Genomic DNA, 13,395 nt, shown 5'->3' on the forward strand with positions numbered 1-13,395 from the left:
CTGCAGCATCGCCTGCGGAAGTATTGCAATTAAGGGTACAGATTCGCCTCAGAATACTCCAAATCCGCAGAATCTGATTAATTAGGGTACAGTGACAGCAATCAATGAAGCGTCCAACTCAGAAGTCCTGGAGAATGGACGAGACTTACATACGTGTTCGCGGCAAGTGGATGTATTTCTATCGAGCAGTCGACAAAGCGGGGAACACCCTTGATTTCATGCTGTCCGAGCGACGAAATCGCCCAGCAGCTACTAGGTTCTTTGCCAAAGCACTGTCGTCAAAGGGGATCCCAAACAAAATCATCATAGACAAGAGCGGCGCCAATGCTGCGGGCATTCGAGCAGTGAACAGAGTCCTGAAGCGGTTCGGTTGCCCAGCCAAAGTACAGACGATCAGGTCCAAATTTTTGAACAACATGATCGAACAGGATCACAGATTCTGCTGGCGCTTTTGAGGGATGTGTCCCCAAGTGATATTTAGCCCGCCTGCCAATAACGGACCAGGATAGTCAGCCATCATCCGTGATACATTTGAAAGAACGAGTTAGACGAGAACTTTGGACAATAAGCATGGCATCGTTTGTCGGCTTGTTTTTCGGGCCAGGGCTGAGCAGCCTGGGTTAGAAATCCAACTCGCCATTCAGTTAATGAGAGCAGCTTCGGTGCGGCGGATAAACGGGCGAGCAGGACTTGGTTTGTATCTTCTGTCAGCAAGCTCAGGGAAAATCTCAACTAACTCCTGATAAACTTCAAGATCTGCATTGAGTATGTGTTCACCTGCGTAAAAGCTTTCGAGCAGGGCGTTCTCGCAGACTACGATTTCGTGTTTGTCAAACATTATGTGGATGTAGTTTACCGTATCACAAGGTTCACGGTAGATTCGGTCTCCATCACAAAGATGTTTGGCCGCACAGAGCAACTCGGGTGCATGGAAATGCAGTTCACAGCGCCAACCTGAAACCAGAATTCGATGCTGGGGTGAAACACGCAGCTCACGACGGTTTCCGATCGTGCCAGGTGCAAACCGGATTGGCGTATGTTTGCCCCGACCGCAAACAGAACGTTTGCCGATCCATCTCACGGGCTGCGGTCCATGATCCAGTGTTTCAACCAGATCGCCAACTTTCAGGTCTTCGATTGGGCGATCACCGCTCGGGGTGCGAATTTGCGTTCCCTCAGTGAAACATGCGATTTCGACCGTCTCGATACTCAGATAGGTAAAACTTCGACCGTTCGGGAGGTTAACCGTCCCACCGGTAGATCCAGGAGAAAATGGAGTGAATGTAGAGCCCGGAGGCAAAATCAACCGGTCGTTTCCATTGCCGCCATCAACGAAACTTGTGTTCAATCCGGCGTGTATGACGTCTCTGCCGCCGCCGCCGTCCAGATTGCCGCTGCCGTCTTCCGCGAAAAGCGTGTCGCGACCGCCGCCTCCACTGAGATTGTTATTTCCTGAACCGCCGCGCAGGATATCTTGACCCTGACCGCCAAAGATATTGTTGTCGCCTGAGCCGCCTTGCAGCGTGTCATTACCCCGCCCACCGCTGATACTTCCACCGAGCGAGCCGCTATCGACAAGGGTATCGTTGCCCCGCCCACCGCTATACCCACCTGCGTTCAGACCTACGGACCCACTTACATCGTCATCATTGTTGTTACCGGTGTACTCAACAAACTGGCTAAAAGACCCACCAGCAAGATCGCCGTCGGTATAGGACGTGACGGTGCCTGTATTTACGTTGGTAAATGTAATGGAACTTCCAGTCATGGTAACTTGGATAGCGTTGCTCAACCCCGATGCATCAATCGTGCTATCGGGGCCAATATCCAGCGAAGCCCAAAAAGAGGGATCGTTTATGTCTGCATTGGTTAGAGTGATAAAAACCGGCATGCCGCGATCCACTATTCAAACAAGTCAGTACAGTGCAGTCATTTTTGAGGTACATCCTACCCGACCAGCCGTTCAAACCCAACCTTGGGAAAAACGACGCATGAGAACTGGATATAGCAAGCTCGACCTACCTTGTTCGCAATTCGAAAGAACGGAGAACTCTGAGAATTGTGCCTGTTTCGACCAGCAGCTTAGCGGCGTGTCACGGTGCCCTGATTTGTTGGACACTCGCTTCAGAAGGTGAGCAAAATCAGTGCTTGTTTGTGCCTCTAATTGCTGGACTGTATCGCTAATTACCGGACTGTGCTCTTAAATCCTGGACGACGTTTCCTGTAGATAAGCTGGGTTGCGGTCAGACATGAGTAGGGCGGGTGCTCTTTTTTCTTTGCCGTTGGAATAGGCAACCCCTACTCGGCGACCCCCGGATATACAGACATTTAGGGCAGAGTGACATCTATACACCGGAATCTGTAGGGCGCGGTAGCTGATTTGGTAACTCAAATAAAGTAATCTACGGCAAGTATTTTGAGTGTGCCAAGATGCACAACTTATCTGAACGCCTTGATAGGTTCTGATGTCTCATTTCAAAAGGTCTTGGAGATAGAGGCCGCCAGGCACAAAAAGATGGTCATGATAAGAGCTTGATACAGGGTTCATCTCCAAGTCATTTTGTACGAGCGCCTATGCTATTCCTGTTAGAAAGCCGATAGCTTCACTATCCCGCAGTGTACTATTCCATGAAAAAAACTTGTTCCATATCGGCCCACCATTCACCTTCTTTGCGGGTCTCGAACGCGTCTTGCATGGGGCCGCAGACTTTCCACCAGTCTTGCGTAACAGGGTCCGCTGCGATTGCGGCGGTATCGGCGGCGAAATCGGTTCCGGAATATTCAAAATATCCGAACATCAGGTGTTCGGGACGTTTGAGAAAGATCGAGTAGTTGCGAAAGTTCGACGCTTTGAGCCGCGCGAGGACACCATCCCATACATCTGCGTGCAGGCGGATGTATTCCTCTGCGTGCTCAGGCCTTAGCCGGATTATGCTGCCGATGCGGCGAACGGTGGGTGGCGTGTTGCGAGGCAGGATTGCGCCCTTGTGGCCGATTACCTCAGCCGCCAACGTGTGTGCTGTCATAAGCCGGTCGGCCTCCGGTGCGCCATGAATAAAACTGGCAAGATAACCCCCATTGAAACTGTCGCCCGCCCCAGTGGTATCGATGACCGATTGTGCCTGTGAGAACGTCAAATCCTGTAACGAGGCATCAAGCGGAACGGGGCCCTTTGCGCCATGTTTAACCGCCCCTTTCTGAATTCCCATACCGCGCAGACGGAATACGACATCACGAGGGGTGGCGTCTCCGAATATCTCAGCTTCGTCCTCATACGTGGGCAAGGCGATGTTGGTGATGGACCAGAACCGTTCCGTCTGAACGTGGGCGGTGCGGGCGTCTTCCCACAGCATTGCGCGATAGTTTGAATCGAATGCCAAAAGGCCACCTGCCTTGCGCCGCGCCACAAGCGCCTTGAATAGTCGGTCTCGTGCGGGCGGTGAAATGATGGCGAGCGTAATGCCCGAAAGGTAGATCAGGTCGGCATGTGCAATCGCCTCTATTTCGTCACTCTCATCATTCGCAAACAGCTGTCGCGCCGCTGACTTGTCGCGCCAGTAGTGAAACCTGCGTTCGCCGTTTGCATCATTCTGGATCGCATAAATTCCAATCTGGCGGTTCGGATCTCGCCGAACGAATTCTATGCTGAGTTCTTCGGATCGCATCAGATCAATTGCCGCAACAGAAGCAGCGTCTTCGCCTACGGCGGTGACATAGGTCACGGTGATGTCTTGGCCCGCGCAGGCACGGGCGCAGTAGATCGCCGTGTTTAATGTGTCGCCACCAAAGGCCATTTTGAGCCCACCGGGCCCGTTCGACATTTCGGCAAGAGGTTCGCCAATGCAAGCGATATGAAAACTCATTCTGTGGTATCCAATCCGTAAAAACCCGTGGCGGTGCCACCATAGATCGCCGCCTGTGCGTCGGCGGGTAGGTGGCCCAGAAGTTGGGTCGAAACGTCTCTCCACCGCGTATAGTCGCCCGCAAGGTTCAGCACCGGCCAATCGCTGCCCCACATCAGGCGAGACGCACCAAAGGTGGACAGGACGTGGTTCACAACCGGTGATAACCAATCGGCATTCCAGCCGGGTCCGGCCTCATTGGCGAGGCCAGAGATCTTGCAGTATGTGTTTGGCAAGGCCGCGAGCCTCTCCATGCCATCGCGCCACGCGTTACCCGGATCTACGCCGCCCGCAATTACCGGTTTGGCACAATGGTCGATGACGATGCGCAGGTTTGGCAGGCATTCAGCCATCGCGGCCAGCACATCCAGATGCCGTGGCACGACCAATGCGTCGAGCCGCAGGCCACGGTCCGCCACTTGTTTCAACGCCTCCATCACGTGAGGGCGCAGGATCCAATCGGTGTCTTCGATATCCTGCAGCATCGGGCGGATGCCCTTGAGGACAGTATTTTTCGTCAACCGATCCAATGTTGCGGCAACGTTGGCGTCTTCCAGATCAACCCAGCCGACAACGCCTTTGATAAAGTGCGCCTGCCTGGACAAGGAGACCATGAACTCCGTTTCGGCCACCGCACCGGCAGCTTGAACAAGCACCGTGCCGTCAATTTTGTGCTGCCTCAAGTGGGGCTCCAGATCGCGAGGCAGGATGTCGTGCCGTATGGCTGCCACCTCATCCGTCATCCAGTCGTAGTCGCCGCGCGCAATCTGCCAGAAGTGTTGATGTGCGTCGATCATGGCGGGTTTTGACATGGGATACCTCACGAAGTCCTTGTGTTTTGGTTTTATATAATTAAAAACACATTGGGTAAAGCAGTCACATTAAGGCACCGACACATTGGAAACTCTGACCCCCATCATGCAGTTCGGCACCAGCCGTTTCCTTCAGGCGCACGCCGATCTGTTCATATCCGAGGCGCGCTTGGCGGGGCAGGATGTGGGACCGATCAGCGTTGTGCAAAGCTCGGGCGATGCGGCACGGGCTGGGCGTCTACAGGCCCTTGCAGTACCCTTCCCGGTTAAGATCGAGGGGCTTGAGAACGGCGTGCGGGTTGAGAAAACCGTCGAGGTCGGCAGCATTGCGCGCGGTTTGTCCACGTCAAACGACTGGGCAGACGTGCGGCGGCTCTTCGTGGAAGAGGTGCAGATTGTATTGTCCAACACGGGCGATGCAGGATATGCGCCGCAACCCGAAGATGAACGTCAGACCTTCGATCAGGCGATGTCGTATCCGGCTAAACTGACCCTCCTTTTGCGGGCGCGGTTCGAGGCCGGGGCGGTGCCGATCCAAATCATGCCGATGGAGCTGATTTCGGGCAATGGCGAGGTGCTCAAGGCTCGCGTCATGGAGCTTGCGAAGAATGACTCGCACGCATTCCTTGACTACCTTGCGACCGGTGTGACTTGGGTCAATTCGCTGGTCGATCGGATCGTTTCTCAACCGATCGAGCCTGCGGGCGCCGTTGCCGAACCCTATGCGCTTTGGGCGATCGAGGATCAGTCGGGATTGCGCGTTCCCTGCATACATCCTGCGGTGAAGGTTGTGCCCGCGCTGGCGGAAATCGAAGCGCTGAAGCTCTTTGTGCTGAACTTAGGTCATACAGTGCTGGCGGATCGGTGGCTTACGGCGGGTGGTGCCGCAACGGTCATGGTGCGGGATCTGATGGAAACACCGTCTGAGCGTGAACATCTTCAATCCATTTACACCAACGAAGTCCGGCCCGGATTTGCCGCCGCTGGCCAGGGTGCAGCCTTCGACGACTATGTGTCCACAACACTGGAACGGTTTGCCAATCCCTTTCTGGGTCACGCCATTGCCGACATCGCGCAAAACCATGCGATGAAAGTAGAGCGTCGTATCGAGGCGTTTTTGAGTTTTGCCAGAATCCAAAGCGATACTTCCGCCAAACCCATACTGGAACACATTTGCGCCCGTCAAAAAGGAGCTTGAGATATGACATTCGCAACCAATCAGGTGGGGCAGACTAATCTTCGCGTTTCCTCCGTGTCGCTTGGCGGTTCAAGCTTTGGCAACATCGGCTACGAGATCAGCGATGCAGAGGCGATCTCAGTGATGGAACACGCCTGGTCGCGGGGCATTCGCTATTTTGACACTGCTCCACACTACGGGCGGGGCCGGTCCGAGGCGCGGCTTGGCGCCTGGTTGGCGGGTAAACCGCGCGAACAGATTGTACTGTCGTCCAAGGTGGGGCGTGTGCTGTCGCCAGGACCGCAGTTGGGAGAGGCAGACGGGTTCATCAATCCGCTGCCCAATGCGGTGCGCTATGATTATACCGCAGACGGCATCCTTGAAAGTTTCGACGGCAGTTGCGAACGGCTTGGCACCACCGAGATTGAAATCCTCTTTGTCCATGACATTGGAGTTTTTACGCACGGGGTTGAGGCGAACGCCAAGCATTTCGACGATTTGATGGGGTCGGGTATGCGGGCTCTTCATAACCTCAAGCAATCGGGCCGGGTTAAAGCTATCGGGCTTGGCGTCAACGAAACGCAGGTCTGTCTGGATTTGATGGCAACGGAAGCGCCGGATGTGATCCTGCTGGCCGGTCGATTGACGTTGATGGACCGTGAAGCGGAAGACGGGTTGCTACAGGCTTGTGCTGATCAAGGGACCAGTCTGGTTTTGGGCGGAATCTTCAATTCCGGGATACTGGCAACGGGCCCAAAGCCTGGCGTCTGGTTCAACTATGGCCCCGCGTCCGATGTTATTCTTGAAAAGGCCTCTCGGTTGCAGGCTCATGCCGCCGATGTCGGGTTGACGCTTGCGCAAGCGGCCCTGCAATTTGCAATGCGCCATCCCTCGGCGTGCTCGGTTCTGATCGGGACCGGGAAGGTCAGCTCCTTGCAACGCAATTTGGACGCGGCCAACCTAAACCTGTCAGACAATGCGCTTGCGTTCGTGTCCACCTAGACGGCGCGGTCATGGGCCTTTAGTGAATTGACCAATGTCTTTGTCGACGTGGCCAAATGCTGTTGCGCCGCCTGTTCTGCCCGGCCTAGATCACCGCTGCGCAGCGCGTTGATATAGGCAAGATGTTCGTGGATGGCCGTCTCGTTCCGGACCCGCTCGTCCTCTTTGTTCCATTGGAAATGGTAGTGGAAGATGAGCGAAATGATCTTCTGAAAGTCGCGTACAAAACGATTGTCGACGACCGAATTGATCGTGAAATGAAAGGTCTCATCCAGTTTTGAGAAGTCGTGATAATCCGTTTCGATACGCGACAGCAGGTGGCGGTGCTCGTCTTCCAGTTGGTCTAGGCGGACCCAAACAGTGTGCTCGGCGGGCAATGCGATCAAACGCCGGACGGCGTTCATTTCCAGCACAACGCGCAGTTCCGAAAGCTCAAGTGCGAAGCTCTGGGTGAAGCCTTCGAGCCGCCAACCACCGCGCGGCCGCCGTTGGACGATGCCATACCGGTTGAGCGAAGACAGGAACTCTTGCAGTGTGTGCTTCGCCACGTGAAAGTCTTTCGCGATCTGGGCGACGTTCAAAACCGTGCCGGGGGGCACATCCATTCGCAGAACCCAATCGAAGAACCGATTCTCCAGTTCGTCCATGTCCAGAAACGCCGGCGGCTCTTCGAGGAAGTCAGATTTTCGTACCGACCTTTTGATAATTTTCTCCCGCCCATTCAGCTGGATGATGCTAGCCTGAGACAATCGGTCCAGCACGCTACGTACCACAGTTCGGCTCACCTGAAGGTCCGCTGCAATCGCGTTTTCCGATGGAAGCGACTGACCTATCGTCATTTTTTTGCAGTGATCCAACATTGTATTGTATGATTTTATCAGCCGCACATTGCTTCTTGCCAAGACGTTCCCCATCAGCTTTGCCGTACGCCTCAAGCCTATCGGTTTTTTTGGAACTGTACAGAAAAATTAAAAACACTTGACCAGTCAGGTTCAGTAAGTTCTGTATTAAATAATTAAAGACCGAAAACGGTCACTTTGGGAGGACATCAGGTGTCAAGCAAAGCACCCGAACAAAAGCGGAAGTTCCGCTTTCTGCCAGAAGGTACGTCGCTGCATAAACTGTCAGCGGTTGCGACGCTTTTGGTCTTGATCTTTGCGTTCTCATTTACCTCACCAGCCTTTTTTACGGTCAACAACGGCCTGACGGTTCTTTTGCAAACCTCTGTGATCGGTTTGCTGGCAATAGGGATGACGATGGTCATCATCACCGGTGGCATTGATCTGAGTGTGGGGTCGATTTTGGCATTGGCCGGTGTGATCGCGGGCCTGACAATCAAGATCGGGCTTCCCGTTGCACCAGCGATGGCGCTGGGGGTTTTTACGGGTGCGGCCTGCGGGTTCGTCAATGGCATGGTGATCGCCAAGATGCGGATCACACCTTTCGTGGCCACATTGGGTATGATGCTGATTGCTCGAGGGATCGCCCTGCAACTGACAGGTGCGGCCCCGATCAGTCGCCTTGGTGAGGCCTTCGGCGTGCTGGGCAATGGTGCATTGTTCCGCATTGTTGAAATGCAGGACAATGGCTTTCCCAAGGTGATCTTCCCCGGAATTCCGTACCCGGCGATCCTCCTTTTGGTGATGGCTGTCCTGGGTTGGTACCTGCTGCAAAAGCGACAGTTCGGGCGGCACATCTTCTCTGTGGGATCCAACGAAGAGGCCGCGCGTCTGTCCGGCGTCAATGTGGATCGCACGAAAATCTGGGCCTACACGACGTCCGGCGCCTTGGCCGGGATTGCAGGCATGGTCCTGATGTCGCGCCTTGTCACCGTCCAGCCAAACGAAGGTGTGATGTACGAACTTGACGCCATCGCGGCCTCGGTCATTGGCGGCGCGTCTTTGATGGGCGGCGTGGGAAGCATTTCAGGCAGCATGATCGGCGCATTCATCATCGGCGTGCTGCGCAACGGGCTGAACATGGCCGGAACATCGGCATTCATTCAGATGATCATCATCGGGATCGTGGTGATTGGAGCGGTCTACATCGACCAAATTCGCAACAAGAACTAACCATCTTTAATCTGGGAGGAAACTATGAAGAAATTACTCGCAACCGCAATCACTGCAAGCGTTCTGGCTGCAACCGGATCGGTCGCCGCCGCCGGAGAAATCGCCGTCATTGTAAAGACGACGAATTCCAACTTTTGGCAGAACGTCAACAAGGGTGCGACAGCGGCCATCGCCGATCATTCCGAGCACACGATGAGCTTCAACGGCCCTGCCTCCGAATCGGCGGTGAACGATCAAGTGGCTTTGGTCGAGAATGCGATCAACCGTGGCGTCGCGGGTATCGTGCTGGCCCCGAGCGACCCAGAGGCCTTGGCCCCGGTTGTCAAACGCGCCTTCGAAGCGGGCATACCGGTCGCGATCATCGACAGCGGTCTGGCGGAAGGCAACGAGCAGTACTACCAGGCGTTCCTGTCCACTGACAACTGTGCTGCTGGAGAGTTGGCTGCTCAGATGATGATCGACAACGCAGGCATCACCGGCAAGGTCGCCGTCATGTCTTACGTTGCTGGTGTTGGCTCGGAAATCGGGCGAGTCGGCTGCTTTGTCGAGCATATGAACGCAAATTCTGATGTCGAGATCGTTGGCCCGTTCTATTCACAGTCCCAGATGGCGACCGCGCTGAATCAGACAACTGACATTCTGGCGGCGAATGACCTGGTTGGCATCTTTGGTGCCAACGAGCCAACCGCCATTGGCATGGGCCGCGCGCTGGAGCAGGCTGGCAAAGCAGGCACGATCACCGCCATTGGCTTTGACGGCAACTCCGACCTGCAGGACATGGTAAAAAGCGGCACGCTGCTTGCCACTGCTGTCCAAGGCTCGTTCCAGATGGGTGAGCTTGGTGTTGATGCGGTGTCCGCCGTCATCGCTGGCGAGACTGTTGAGGATTTTATCGACACCGGTGTTGTGATGGTGACCAAAGAAAACATCGACGCACCAGCGGCACAAAACGTCCTTTACTAAACCTCCCTCGGGTTGGCGCAATATATGCGCCGACCCATTTCTCTGTTCGAAGAGGCTCACATGCTGGACAGTGTGCAAATCTCTCAGCCACTGGTTGAGATGGATAATATCGTCAAGACGTTTGGCGGCATTCACGCCGTTGAAGGTGTTTCCACAGATCTCTATTCTGGCGAAGTTGTTGGTGTTTTGGGCCACAACGGCGCCGGGAAATCCTGCCTGATGCGGATTTTGTCCGGAGCCATGCGCGCCAACAGCGGTGAAATACGCGTGAATGGGCAAACGGTTGATATGAAGTCCCCGCAAGATGCGCGTGAGTTTGGCATCGAGACGATCTACCAAACACTAGCTCTTGCCAACCATCTGGACGCCCCGGCTAATCTTTTTATGGGGCGAGAGCTCAAAACGCGATTTGGCAATCTTGACGACAAACGCATGCTGTCTGAAGCAACAGAGGCCATACGCCAACTAAATCCAAATTTCAAAAACCTGCGTGACCCGGTGGCCCGGCTGTCGGGTGGTCAACGTCAGGTCATCGCAATTGCTCGCGCGATCTATTTTCAAGCCAAGATCCTAATCATGGACGAACCCACTGCCGCCCTTGGCCCGTCTGAAACTGCCATGGTTGCCGACTTGATCGTGCGCCTGAAAAATGAAGGCATTGGCATCTATCTAATCAGTCACGACATGCACGATGTCTTCGAACTCTGCGACCGCGTGATGGTCATGAACAAGGGGCGCAATGTGGGCGCCTTCCGCATCGAAGATGTGAACAAGGACGACGTCCTGAGCTTGATCATCAAAGGCACGTTGCCCGACAGCTGGGAACCCCGAGGGGGTGCGGAATGAGCGCGCCAACGCGCCCGCATGGTGCGGTGATAGAACCCGGGACGTTCGTTGTTGAACAGCGTGTGCCACAAACTGACTTGCCCGAGGGCTGGGCACTGATCAATATCTGCTCGGTCGGGCTGTGCGGCACCGACTATCACATCTTCGAAGGCAAGCATCCCTTCCTCGAGTACCCACGGGTCATTGGCCACGAACTAAGTGGACGCCTCGCGTCCGACGTCGATGGGTTCGCAAAAGGAGAGTTGGTTGTCATTAACCCCTATCTGTCTTGCGATACCTGTCACTCTTGTAAACTCGGTAAGCGCAATTGCTGCTCTAATATCGAAGTTCTTGGAGTCCACCGAGATGGTGGCATGACGCCTCAGATCGCGGTGCCTGTCAACAATCTGATCCGCGCCGAGGGGCTAAGCGCGCAACAAGCCGCAATGGTCGAGTTCCTGGCCATTGGGGCCCACGCCGTTCAACGGTCCAATGTCGCCGCAGGTGCCCGCGTATTGGTCACTGGCGTTGGTCCGATCGGGATTGGCGTGGCCCTTTTTGCGCGGTTGAAGGGGGCCGAGGTCGTCTTGCTGGATGTCAGCGAAGAACGCCTTGCCGCAGTACAAACAAAGTTTGGCTTCTCGCAGGGCTTCACATCTGTGTCGGCTGCAATCGACGGGGTTACCGGGTTCGATGTGGTCTTTGATGCCACGGGCCACCGTGGTGCAATCGAAGCAGGCTTTGCCGCCGTGGCCTTTGGAGGGACATATGTCCTTGTGAGCGTCGTCAAGGAAACCGTGACCTTCAGCGACCCGGAGTTTCACAAACGCGAAATGACCTTGTTGGGCAGTCGAAACGCGCTTCAGGCGGACTTCGACTGGGTTTTGTCGGCAATGCGGGCGGGTGACATTGACACGGATGAGCTATGCTCTGCTGTAATGCCACTGGAAGACTTGCCCGCTCAGATGGAAAGCCTTGCCCGTGACCGCAGCGGCTTGATCAAGGTCATTGTCACACTGGGGGATTAAATATGGCAACACCGATCCTTCGCCTGCATGATGACGACAACATTGCAATTGCCTTGCAAGACTTGAGCATAGGTGAGGCCGGCGCGGTTGAGGCAATTCCAAAGTCGCACAAGATCTCGACGCAAGATATTTCTGAGGGTTCGCACATTCTCCGCTATGGTCAAATCATCGGACGTGCGACTGTTGCTATTCTGGCGGGGTCACATGTCCATGATCATAATCTCAGCATGAGTGATCACGCCTCTGACGCCGTCAATAAATCCGCCGTCAAGGTGTTGTCCAAGCCAGCGGAACCGCGGACCTTCCTCGGCTATCACAGAGAGGGTGGGGGCGTCGGGACGCGAAACTATCTGGGTATCCTCACATCGGTGAACTGTTCTGGCTCTGTCGCGCGCTTCATCGCAGAAGAAGCAGAGAGAACCGGCCTCCTGAACCCATTCCCCAACGTCGACGGCATCGTTCCGATCGTCCATAGTGCCGGCTGCGGGATGTCCAGCCGAGGCGAGGGTTATGATGTCTTATTGCGCACCCTGGCGGGCTATGCACGTAACCCGAACTTTGGAGGCATCCTGCTCGTCGGGCTGGGGTGCGAAGTGTTGCAGCTGGCCGATCTGGTCAAGGGTCAGAAGATTACCGATGACGGCCCTCTGCGCTACATGACGATTCAGCAAACCGGCGGGACGCGGCGTACTATTGATGCGGGGCAGGCGCATCTGGCCTCCCTCGCGGAACTTGCCAATCAGGCAACACGACAGCTAGCACCGGTCTCGGAACTGGTGCTGGGGGTGCAATGCGGTGGATCAGACGGGTATTCGGGCTTTACTGCAAACCCGGCTTTGGGCGGCGCTTCGGACCTTCTAGTGCAACACGGCGGCACATCCATCCTGTCTGAAACATCCGAGATCTACGGCGCTGAACATTTGCTTACCGCTCGAGCGACGACACTAGAAGTGGCGCGTGCTTTGATGGACCGGCTCGCCTGGTGGGAGGAGTACTGCACCCGTCACGGCGCACAGATGAACAACAATCCGAGTCCCGGTAACAAACGCGGCGGGTTGACCACAATTCTGGAGAAGTCTCTTGGCGCTGTAGCCAAATCAGGGCATGCGCCGCTCTCTGGCGTGTTCGACTATGGCGCACCTTTAACCACTAAAGGTCTCGTGTTCATGGACAGCCCCGGCTACGATCCGTGTTCCGTCACGGGGCAGGTCGCCTCTGGTGCCAACCTGATTGCTTTTACCACCGGTCGCGGATCGGTGTCTGGCTACAAGCCGACGCCAAGTCTAAAGCTCTCTTCCAACTCTGATCTCTTTGACCGCATGGGCGATGATATCGACATCAACTGTGGCGACATCGTCGAAGGGACCACGCTCGCAGAAAAAAGCTGTGAGATTTTCGAGGCCATGATCGCTACTGCCAGTGGGATAAAAACGAAAAGCGAAGCGCAGGGATTTGGCGGAGTGGAGTTTGTACCATGGCAGATTGGCGCGGTGCTATAGCTAATCGACTACTGTTTCATCCTTTATCCGGCGTTGCAGCTAACTTCGCGAAGTGTAGTTTCGAAAGCGTACGCGGAGGAAATTGGCAGCACCAACCCAGAACAGCGTGATCGGA

Annotated in this window: 11 protein-coding genes and 1 pseudogene; 8 read left to right on the forward strand and 4 right to left on the reverse strand. The window is 55.2% G+C overall.

What is annotated here, in order from left to right; genetic code table 11:
- Window positions 1–107: 107 nt before the first annotated feature.
- Window positions 108–440, forward strand: a pseudogene (locus Q1B46_RS16115) (DDE-type integrase/transposase/recombinase); the annotation flags it as partial.
- 200 nt (window positions 441–640) lie between these two features.
- On the opposite strand, the gene Q1B46_RS16120 reads toward Q1B46_RS16115, so the two are convergent.
- From Q1B46_RS16120 to Q1B46_RS16130, 3 genes are all read right to left on the reverse strand, one after another.
- The gene (locus tag Q1B46_RS16120) at window positions 641–1,891 is read right to left on the reverse strand and encodes a Hint domain-containing protein (protein ID WP_299949501.1); all 1,251 of its coding nucleotides are present in this window, start codon (window positions 1,889–1,891) and stop codon (window positions 641–643) included.
- Window positions 1,892–2,621: 730 nt separating this feature from the next.
- Window positions 2,622–3,863, reverse strand: coding sequence for a PfkB family carbohydrate kinase (locus Q1B46_RS16125; protein ID WP_299949503.1), 1,242 nt, complete (start codon window positions 3,861–3,863; stop codon window positions 2,622–2,624).
- Complete coding sequence (locus Q1B46_RS16130; RefSeq protein ID WP_299949505.1) at window positions 3,860–4,714, reverse strand: amidohydrolase family protein; 855 nt, start codon at window positions 4,712–4,714, stop codon at window positions 3,860–3,862. Before Q1B46_RS16130 ends, Q1B46_RS16125 begins: the two co-directional genes overlap by 4 nt.
- A gap of 85 nt (window positions 4,715–4,799) precedes the next feature.
- Here Q1B46_RS16130 and Q1B46_RS16135 point away from each other — a divergent pair, with 85 nt between their 5' ends.
- Together Q1B46_RS16135 and Q1B46_RS16140 are read left to right on the forward strand one after the other, a co-directional pair.
- Window positions 4,800–5,912: a mannitol dehydrogenase family protein gene (locus Q1B46_RS16135; RefSeq protein ID WP_299949506.1), complete on the forward strand. Its 1,113-nt coding sequence runs from the start codon at window positions 4,800–4,802 to the stop codon at window positions 5,910–5,912.
- Between the two features lie 3 nt (window positions 5,913–5,915).
- A complete protein-coding gene (locus tag Q1B46_RS16140) occupies window positions 5,916–6,893 on the forward strand; it encodes an aldo/keto reductase (protein ID WP_299949508.1) in 978 nt (325 codons plus the stop codon).
- Here Q1B46_RS16140 and Q1B46_RS16145 read toward each other — a convergent pair.
- On the reverse strand, window positions 6,890–7,732 hold the full coding sequence (locus tag Q1B46_RS16145; RefSeq protein ID WP_299949510.1) for a GntR family transcriptional regulator: 843 nt from the start codon (window positions 7,730–7,732) through the stop codon (window positions 6,890–6,892). The genes Q1B46_RS16140 and Q1B46_RS16145 overlap by 4 nt on opposite strands.
- Before the next feature lie 213 nt (window positions 7,733–7,945).
- On the opposite strand from Q1B46_RS16145, the gene Q1B46_RS16150 reads away from it, so the two are divergent.
- From Q1B46_RS16150 to Q1B46_RS16170, 5 genes are read left to right on the forward strand one after another with little or no spacing between them, the layout of a single operon-like run.
- Window positions 7,946–8,965, forward strand: a complete 1,020-nt coding sequence (locus Q1B46_RS16150) for an ABC transporter permease (protein ID WP_299949512.1) — start codon at window positions 7,946–7,948, stop codon at window positions 8,963–8,965.
- A gap of 24 nt (window positions 8,966–8,989) precedes the next feature.
- Window positions 8,990–9,928 (forward strand): ABC transporter substrate-binding protein, encoded by a 939-nt coding sequence (locus Q1B46_RS16155; RefSeq protein ID WP_299949514.1) that lies wholly within the window; start codon window positions 8,990–8,992, stop codon window positions 9,926–9,928.
- A gap of 60 nt (window positions 9,929–9,988) precedes the next feature.
- Window positions 9,989–10,774, forward strand: a complete 786-nt coding sequence (locus Q1B46_RS16160) for an ATP-binding cassette domain-containing protein (protein WP_299949516.1) — start codon at window positions 9,989–9,991, stop codon at window positions 10,772–10,774.
- Entirely contained in the window at window positions 10,771–11,781 is a 1,011-nt protein-coding gene (locus tag Q1B46_RS16165; RefSeq protein WP_299949518.1) for a zinc-binding alcohol dehydrogenase family protein, read from the forward strand. Before Q1B46_RS16160 ends, Q1B46_RS16165 begins: the two co-directional genes overlap by 4 nt.
- A gap of 2 nt (window positions 11,782–11,783) precedes the next feature.
- Window positions 11,784–13,280, forward strand: coding sequence for a UxaA family hydrolase (locus tag Q1B46_RS16170; protein WP_299949520.1), 1,497 nt, complete (start codon window positions 11,784–11,786; stop codon window positions 13,278–13,280).
- Window positions 13,281–13,395: the final 115 nt, after the last annotated feature.

This window comes from uncultured Ruegeria sp., from assembly GCF_947500045.1.
Classification (GTDB): Bacteria; Pseudomonadota; Alphaproteobacteria; order Rhodobacterales; family Rhodobacteraceae; genus Ruegeria.

What these genes read in the sequence shown, in the direction of transcription:
- Q1B46_RS16120 (WP_299949501.1), bottom strand. Translation starts at nt 1,891, where the DNA reads ATGCCGGTTTTTATCACTCTAACCAATGCAGACATAAACGATCCCTCT.
- Q1B46_RS16125 (WP_299949503.1), bottom strand. Translation starts at nt 3,863, where the DNA reads ATGAGTTTTCATATCGCTTGCATTGGCGAACCTCTTGCCGAAATGTCG.
- Q1B46_RS16130 (WP_299949505.1), bottom strand. Translation starts at nt 4,714, where the DNA reads ATGTCAAAACCCGCCATGATCGACGCACATCAACACTTCTGGCAGATT.
- Q1B46_RS16140 (WP_299949508.1), top strand. Translation starts at nt 5,916, where the DNA reads ATGACATTCGCAACCAATCAGGTGGGGCAGACTAATCTTCGCGTTTCC.
- Q1B46_RS16145 (WP_299949510.1), bottom strand. Translation starts at nt 7,732, where the DNA reads ATGACGATAGGTCAGTCGCTTCCATCGGAAAACGCGATTGCAGCGGAC.
- Q1B46_RS16155 (WP_299949514.1), top strand. Translation starts at nt 8,990, where the DNA reads ATGAAGAAATTACTCGCAACCGCAATCACTGCAAGCGTTCTGGCTGCA.
- Q1B46_RS16160 (WP_299949516.1), top strand. Translation starts at nt 9,989, where the DNA reads ATGCTGGACAGTGTGCAAATCTCTCAGCCACTGGTTGAGATGGATAAT.
- Q1B46_RS16165 (WP_299949518.1), top strand. Translation starts at nt 10,771, where the DNA reads ATGAGCGCGCCAACGCGCCCGCATGGTGCGGTGATAGAACCCGGGACG.
- Q1B46_RS16170 (WP_299949520.1), top strand. Translation starts at nt 11,784, where the DNA reads ATGGCAACACCGATCCTTCGCCTGCATGATGACGACAACATTGCAATT.